This is a genomic window from Candidatus Dormiibacterota bacterium, assembly GCA_035532835.1.
In the GTDB taxonomy this organism is placed as follows: Bacteria; Vulcanimicrobiota; Vulcanimicrobiia; order Vulcanimicrobiales; family Vulcanimicrobiaceae; genus DAHUXY01.
Window position 1 is genome coordinate 1 of record DATKQG010000021.1, and the last position, 7,567, is coordinate 7,567.

General features: G+C 63.8%; 6 protein-coding genes. All 6 read right to left on the reverse strand.

What is annotated here, in order from left to right; translation table 11 throughout:
* A partial coding sequence (locus VMW12_02730; protein HUZ48640.1) for an oligopeptide transporter, OPT family occupies window positions 1-832 on the reverse strand: 832 nt, incomplete at its 3' end.
* Window positions 829-1,302 carry a DUF1003 domain-containing protein gene (locus tag VMW12_02735; protein ID HUZ48641.1) on the reverse strand — a complete coding sequence of 158 codons (474 nt, stop codon included), beginning with the start codon at window positions 1,300-1,302 and terminating at the stop codon, window positions 829-831. The genes VMW12_02730 and VMW12_02735, both read right to left, overlap by 4 nt.
* A gap of 27 nt (window positions 1,303-1,329) precedes the next feature.
* Window positions 1,330-2,796, reverse strand: a complete 1,467-nt coding sequence (locus tag VMW12_02740) for an amidohydrolase family protein (protein ID HUZ48642.1) — start codon at window positions 2,794-2,796, stop codon at window positions 1,330-1,332.
* Between the two features lie 69 nt (window positions 2,797-2,865).
* Window positions 2,866-6,117, reverse strand: coding sequence for a DEAD/DEAH box helicase (locus VMW12_02745; protein ID HUZ48643.1), 3,252 nt, complete (start codon window positions 6,115-6,117; stop codon window positions 2,866-2,868).
* Window positions 6,118-6,195: 78 nt separating this feature from the next.
* A complete protein-coding gene (locus tag VMW12_02750) occupies window positions 6,196-6,516 on the reverse strand; it encodes a hypothetical protein (GenBank protein HUZ48644.1) in 321 nt (106 codons plus the stop codon).
* Window positions 6,517-6,636: 120 nt separating this feature from the next.
* The coding region (locus VMW12_02755) for a hypothetical protein (protein ID HUZ48645.1) at window positions 6,637-7,567 on the reverse strand (931 nt) is incomplete at its 5' end.

A 7,567-nucleotide genomic window follows, 5' to 3' on the forward strand; every position in this document is an offset into this window, starting at 1 on the left:
ACATCGCCGCGACGCCGATCGCACCGGCTCCGATGAAGCGGACCTTCGTTCCCCAGACCACGTTCGCGATATCGGCGGCCGAGCCGGCCATCGGATGGAGTGCGGTAATGATCGGCGTCGCAAAGCCCCACGCGATCACCAAGCCGGCAAGGATCGCGAGTCCGACCGAAATGCCGATCAGATGGCCGGCGCCTAACAACGCGAGCGAGAGCGAGAACCCGACGCCCGTTGCCGCATTGCCGATACGGAAATACCCGCCGATCGTTCCGGCCAACAACCGCGTACCAACCAGCGCTGCGAGGCCGGCCGAAACGATGGTTCCCCACACCACTGCCAGCAGGCCGGAGCGATTCTCCTCGAGCGCGTCCGCGCTCGGCTCTCCCGAGGTGCGCGAGCCCATACCGACCTTAAGCACTTCCGCGGCCGCAACACCCTCCGGATATGGCAGATCGGATTCGCTTACCAACGCCCGGCGCAGCGGAACGCTGTACATCACGCCCAGGATCCCGCCAACCGCGCAGACGCCGAACGATTCCCAAAACGGAAAACCGGTCCACCAGCCCACCATGACGAGCCCGGGTAACACGAAGATGATCGACGACAGCGTGCCCGCCGCCGACGCGACCGTCTGCACGATGTTGTTTTCGTAGATCGTCGCGCTCTTGAAACCGCGCAGGACGGCCATCGAAATGACCGCTGCCGGAATCGACGAAGCGAACGTCAGTCCTACCTTCAGCCCAAGATAGACGTTTGCCGCGGTGAATACGAGCGTGATGGCGGCGCCGATCAAGAGGCCCCGCAGGGTCAGTTCCGTGCGCTTTTCGTCCATCATGCCGCACCGAGCGGAGCGTTTTCGCTTACCAGCCTTGCGACCATCACGCGCAGATCCGCAACTTCGGTCTGCGTCTTTTCCGCTAAGCGCAGCAGCAGTTGCTCCTGGACTTGCTGGTGGTAGAGCAGCCGCGAAATATTGTCGTGATCCGCCTCGGCTCGCAGCTCCGCATGCTCGGACGACTGCCGTTGCGCGACCGCGATCACGAAGATCAGGATGAGTTGCAGAATGTTCGAGCACGTGAGCAAGAATGCGAACGGGTACGGGTCCGAACGGGTGATCTGGCCGACCGTGAGCCACACGGCCTGAACGACCACCGCCAGCAACAACGCGATAGGAGCACCGGTGGCATCGGCAACGCGTTTGCAGATGCGCTCAGTAACGGAGAGATTCTCGCGATGGATCGCGTTAACGTCGTCGACGAGCGGATGGTCCTCGATCGTTTCCGCGGTCGGGAAAGAACTAGTCATGCTTACACAACCCTCACTTATCGCCGGCTATTGCCGGCCGACGTCGCCTTTGATCGATCGGAGTAATGCGGCCGAATCGTAACCGACGCCGTCTTTAAAGACGGTTTGGACATTTTCGATCGCATCGATGTTCGACGCGGGATTTCCACGGACGAGCACGAGATCGGCGGCCTTTCCAACTTGAATGCTGCCGGTATGTTGGGCGATGCCGAGCGAACGCGCGCCGTTGAGGGTGGCGACCTGGATGGCTTGCACCGGCGTCAATCCGCCCTTTACCAAGAGTTCCATGTCGCGCTGGTCACCGAACCCGGCGACGGTCGCGCCGTACCCGGTCGGATCCGGCCCCTGCGTAAGCAGCCCGCCCGCGCGAAAGAAGGCAACGTCGAATGCCAGCTCTTGCGCGAAGAGCTTTCGAAACGTCGGCAACAGCGGGCTCTTGAGGATGCGGGCGCGGACGTGCATCACCTCGGATACGGTCACCGGATCCTCGAGCGCAAACATGCGCCGTTCGACGCGCATCGGCGGCGGCACCGATCCCTCAAAGACGCCCAGCGTCGAGCTCAGCGCGACGTGGTGGGCGATCATCGTCCGGATCGTCGCCTGCGCCCGGGGGCCTGCGATGCGTAAACTCGCGATCGACTGCATCAACGCCGCGTGATCCGTCGGGCAGACCCCTTCGTGAAAGCCCGGCATGAATTCCGAATCGACTTCGAGCCCATGCTCGATGCTATCGACGCCCATCGCGGCCGCTTGCGAAAAGCCGATCGAGCAGAGGTGCGCGAGGACCCGCATCCCGCGCGCGTGCGCGGCCGCGATGATGGCGCGAGCGATGTCGACCGGCTCGTGCATGTACATCTTCACCGACGTTGCGCCGTGGTCGGCCCAAAAATTCACCGTGGCACGCGCGTCGCTTGGACTACGCAGGGTCGCCATCTGGATGAATTGCGGCTCGTAGCCGGTGAGGTACGGGGTGGTGATTTGGATATGCGGCCCGGCCAGCAGCCCCCGGTCGACGGCATCCTTGATGCGAATATCGGTCTCGGGTTCGACGCTGCCGGTCGTGCGAATGGTCGTGACGCCGGCGGCCAAATAGAGCCGCGGAAAGCTAAAGGGCATCTCCCGCATGATGAACATCGGTCCACCGCTCACGTAATAGAGGTGATCGTGCGTGCCGATGAATCCGGGCGTGAGCGTCTCGCCACGCCCATCGATGCGGGTTGCCCCGGCGGGAACGACGACGCTCGACGCCGCGCCCATGCGAGCGATCGTGCCTCGCTCGATCACGACCGTCCGGTCCTCGAGCGGTGCCGCGCCGGTGCCGTCGATCACGCGCACGTGTTCGATCGCGATGATCGGCCGCCCATAGCGAACGTACGTTGACGGAGGTGCGACGCCGAGCCCGGGCGCCGAAGGGCCCGAATCCGCGCGACCGCCGGTCGTGCAACTCAGGGCCACGGTAAGTAACGTAACGAAGCCGCCTATGAAGCGGCGCATCGTGCTTTGATTCATGCGGGGCCTTTGGCCACAACGGGTGCCGCTTCCCATGTACCGGGGGCGGTCGCTTCAGACGGGCAGGCTTCCAGCCCGTTCGTATGCGTCCAGCGGGGCGAAGAGGTGTTCGATATCGGCGGCGTCGAGCGCGTTGACGGTGGTCGCGCCGTCGGTGAAGAGCCCGCTCGCAAGCGCACTCTTGCGCTGCTGCAAATCGAGGATTCGTTCCTCAACGCTGCCCGCGACGATGAGCTTGTAGACGAACACGTGCTGCTCTTGACCGATCCGATGAGCACGATCGGTGGCCTGGTTCTCGACCGCCGGGTTCCACCAGACGTCGTAATGGATCACCGTGTCGGCATTGGTAAGGTTCAGGCCCGTTCCGCCGGCTTTGAGACTGATGAGGAAGAGCGGGACTTCGCCGCGCTGGAATCGTTCGACCGGGGTGGTGCGATCCTTGGTGGTTCCGCGCAGTTGCACGAACGGTATCGAGCGCTGCTCCAATTCCGGGACGATCAGATCCAACATGCTCGTAAACTGCGAGAAGAGCAGGATGCGACGGCCGTCGTCGATGAGGCTCGGAAGCATCTCGACCAGCGCTTCCAACTTGGCGGAGCCCTCGACGCTCTTGGCGGCGGCGACCTTCACCAATCGCGGGTCGCAGCAAGCCTGGCGCAATTTCAACAACGCATCCAACACGACGATGCGACTGCGCGCGACGCCGCGATTCGCCAATTCGCGCCGCACCCGCTCGTGCATCGCGAGCCGAATCGTCTCGTAGAGATCGCGCTGCGCTTGGCCGAATTCGACGCGCTGCACGATCTCGGTTTTTTCGGGGAGCTCGGCCTCGACTTCGCCCTTGGTCCGGCGCACGAGAAACGGTGCGAGGCGTCGCGCGAGGAGCGAACGGCGGTCGAGATCGCCGCGCCGTTCGATCGGAGCGCGGAACACGCGTCGGAACGTGCGCCGGTCGCCGAGCATCCCGGGCACGCAGAACGCGGCCAGCGACCATAATTCTTCCAGATGATTCTCGATCGGCGTACCCGTCAAGGCGATGCGCTGCTGTGCGTCCAGGAGTTGCGCGGTCTTCGCGCCCTTGGAGGCGGGATTTTTGATCATCTGCGCTTCGTCTAATACCGCGATCGACCACTCGCGCGAGAGCAACTCTCCGGCATCGCGCACCAGCAGCGGGTAACTCGTCAGGACGATATCGGCGTTTTCGATGAGATCCACATTCTCGGCTCGCCCCGCTCCGGCGTGCACGAGCACGCGAAGGTTCGGTGCGAACCGCGCCGTTTCGGAGAGCCAATTGGGTACGACGCTGGTAGGCGCAACCACCAAGCAAGGTGCCCGCAAACGTCCGGCTTCTTTCTCGATGGAGACGTGCGCGAGGAGTTGCACCGTCTTTCCCAAGCCCATGTCATCGGCGAGAATGCCGCCGAAGCCGTAGCGCGCCAAACGTTGGAGCCATGCGACGCCGTCGCGCTGATACGGCCGTAAGGTCGCACCGAACCACGCCGGCAATTCGAGCGGTTCGTTCTGCCACGTCGAACGGAAAAATTCGTGAAGACGTCCCGCTCCGTTCCAGCGCACGGTGAGTTCGCCGTCGACGTCGGCCAGCGTAGCCGCTTGAGCGGGCGAGAGCTCCAAGCGCCCGTCCCGAGTGAGCTTCGTCTCGCCGTCGTTCAGTTCGACCAGGGTCGAGAGAACGAACGCCAATCGTTGCGGCGGTAGCGCGAGGAACCTCCCGTCGGGAAGCTGACCGTACAGCGGCTCGTCCAACGACCCCGGCCCGGCGCGCCGAATCGCCTCGAGAATGATCGGGAGCAACGAGACGCGCTTGCCGGCCACGTCGACGCCGAGATCGAATTCGAACCATCGATTACCGTTTTGGGAGAGATCGCTCTCCCAAACGCCCTCCGCGTGCACGACGTCCAGGCTGAAGCTCGGGTCGATTTCGACGCGCCAACCTTGCGAGCGCAGCATATCGAGATCGATATCGATCATTCGCCCCCAGCGATACTCTTCGTCCGCTTCGAAGGCGTACGCGAACAGGGTGCGGCCGCTGCCGTCCTGCGCGCTGAAAAGGTGCTCGCGAAAACCGATCTCGCGCAAGCGCGCGACCGCAGCCGCTTCGATATCGCGACGACGGCGGTGCGAGCGATCGCCGGCGCGGACCTCACCGCTGGGATCGGTCGCTTCGATCAGGGAGCCGCCGTAATCGAAACGCAGATCGAGCGTCGGACGCAGTGCGGAGGAAGCCGGCGCAAAGGCCGACGTGCGGCCGCCGCGCAGGATCGCTACCGGAACGGGCGCCAACGCTTCTTCGACGCTCGCTACGCCGCTGTGCGAGGGCTGCATGTGGGCCAGGGGGCCGTTCCACAACGCACGCGCGCGTTCGGCCTGTCGCGCGCTGAGCGCGGGTGCCGCAGCCAGCGTACCGGCCACCGCCGTCGGTACGCCGATATCGATCACCCCCGCGACGTTGCGAACCGGGTCGACATACCACGGCGGGTCGGTCGGCAGCAGGATCAAGCCATCGTCGGCAACCGACGGACGGGCCCGCCCGTCGGCATCCGCGCGCCACGAAAACTCCGACGCGATCGGGTCGCCGAGGCGGAGCGGCGGTGCCTCGCGCGTGCGCCAGTGCGCGCGCCCCGTCGCACAGAGCATGCGGAGCAACAAATCCAACGCAACGTGTGCGCTGGTGCGGCCGTTCTGGCCTGGAATGAGCCCCGAAAACTCCAGCAGCCGCCCGATATCGCGATCCTCTTGCGTGGTGTGGGCCGAGCTGCTCTTCGAGAGGTGGTGTAGGCGAAAGGGTTGCACCGCGGCAACGCCGTCCCGCGATTCGGCGATGAGAAAGGATTGGACCGTCACCTCGCGGCGGAACATCATCTCGCGTACGTCGACGACGTAGGCGAGATGCGCTCCGAGGGGCGGCGCGGCCGTGGGTTCCAGTTCGGCTGCCGCACCAAGTTCGTGCATCCACTGTTCGATGGCTTCGTCGCTGCTGTCGCTGTGCGCGCGAATACGTCCGGTCGTCGAGATATCGAGCGCTTCGTAGAGCGTGGCCGCAACGTGCGCGCAGTTGTGCCGCACCAAGCAGGTGCAGGTTCCGTCGATCGTGACGCCGGTGCTTGCGTTACCGATCAACACGACCACGTGGAGAATCTGTTGGCGCGTCCCCACGACCTCGGCTTCGATCCGTCCATCCCCGGGCGAAAAGCGCAAATGACGGACCCGCCCTTCCAGGTGGTATCCGCGTCCGGTGTCGAGTCGATTGGATGCGAGAGCGCGAAGCATCACGCGTTCGGTGAGCATGAACTGAGGAGAGTTAGACCCGGCGCACCGCATTTCCGCTGCGCGGTCCCATTTCGCGGTCCTATTTATGAGAGGCGGCTAGGCGTATCGATCGATCTTCTGCGGGTGATAGTAGCCGCGCACGAGTTGCGGCAGCAGCGACGCTGCGTCTTGACCCACGGCACGGACGATCGCACAAGCTTCCTCAAACTCGTCGTCGCGTCCGACACCGACCAAGCGCTCCTGAAATTCGCGTTCTTTTTGAAAGCTGGGCGACAGAGCGCGGGCAAAGATCAGTGCGGATCGCTCACCGTGGCGTGCGACGAAAGCCTTAATTCGTATGCTGTTGCGGCGAATTCGATCGAACTCCGCAATGATTGCGTCGGATGGACGCCAGCCGGAGAAATCCGATGCCGACATTCCTTCACCCCCTTGAGAAGAGTGTATTCCTCCGAAGGGAACCTAGTCACACTGATTGTGATACGTTTGTGAGAAGTCTATGGTGTGATTTGAGGGCTCTTGATGGAGCCAAGCGGTTGCTTAAGACCCACGCTTACGAGCCTTGGGACGAGTGATTTTCGCTTGCATCTCTGGCAGGCGCGCAGCTCGCAAGCGTGCGTTCACGGCGCGAATTCGCTCCACTAGCACGCTCTTCACGAGCGGCGCAAGCGCGTCGATACGGCCGGCCGCAGCGGCCATTTGCGCTGCCTGCGCTTGCGTCGGCGGGCCATCGTAGGTCTGGAGAATATGCCGTAAATACGCGATCCGATCGACCACGCGCGCGGGATGTGTGTAACCGGCATTCTCGCTGCCGTCCCCGTTGCGCAGAAGATCGGCCGTGCGATGCAGTTGTTTTCCGTATGCGTCGAGTACCGTCAATACGCCGCGGTCCTTGGTGCGTTTGCGGCGAGCGGCGATTTGGCGATCGAGCGTCGCGATCTCGTTGAGCCACACTTCGGCTCGCTCCTGGAGCCGGTCGAGTCGCATCTGCGCGTCCGCGTGCGCCCGCAGCCCATCATCGGTAACGCGCGATGCCGGATCGAGCTTGACGACCACCGGCACGCTGCGGGTGAGCCCACGCGCGCGAAGACGCAAGGTATAGGTACCCGGGAGCACCTGCGGCCCCTCGATCTCCAACGGATAGAACACGTAGTATGCGCGCGGATCTTGGACGGCGTTCCTGCCGCCCGGTGGATCGGCGTGCAAATCCCAGACCACGCGATTGATCCCGTTCTTCGCAGTGGCCTTCAAGGAGCGAATCAGATGGCCGCTGCGGTCGAGGACATCCAGGTGTACCACTTCCTTCGGAGCTTTCGGCGCGTGCTTGGGCCGGGTGCGCGCGTGCTGCGGAGCGGACGGCTTGGCCGCCGTTCGCGGAGCCAGATAGTATGAAATAATCGCGCCGTAGGGTTTGTTATCCGCGACGAAGGCGCCGCGGCCCGTTCCCCCATCGGGGCGCGGTACGTATCGA

Excerpts from the sequence above, each read along its gene's own strand:
- VMW12_02735 (HUZ48641.1), bottom strand. The coding sequence starts at position 1,302 with ATGACTAGTTCTTTCCCGACCGCGGAAACGATCGAGGACCATCCGCTC.
- VMW12_02740 (HUZ48642.1), bottom strand. The coding sequence starts at position 2,796 with ATGCGCCGCTTCATAGGCGGCTTCGTTACGTTACTTACCGTGGCCCTG.
- VMW12_02745 (HUZ48643.1), bottom strand. The coding sequence starts at position 6,117 with ATGCTCACCGAACGCGTGATGCTTCGCGCTCTCGCATCCAATCGACTC.
- VMW12_02750 (HUZ48644.1), bottom strand. The coding sequence starts at position 6,516 with ATGTCGGCATCGGATTTCTCCGGCTGGCGTCCATCCGACGCAATCATT.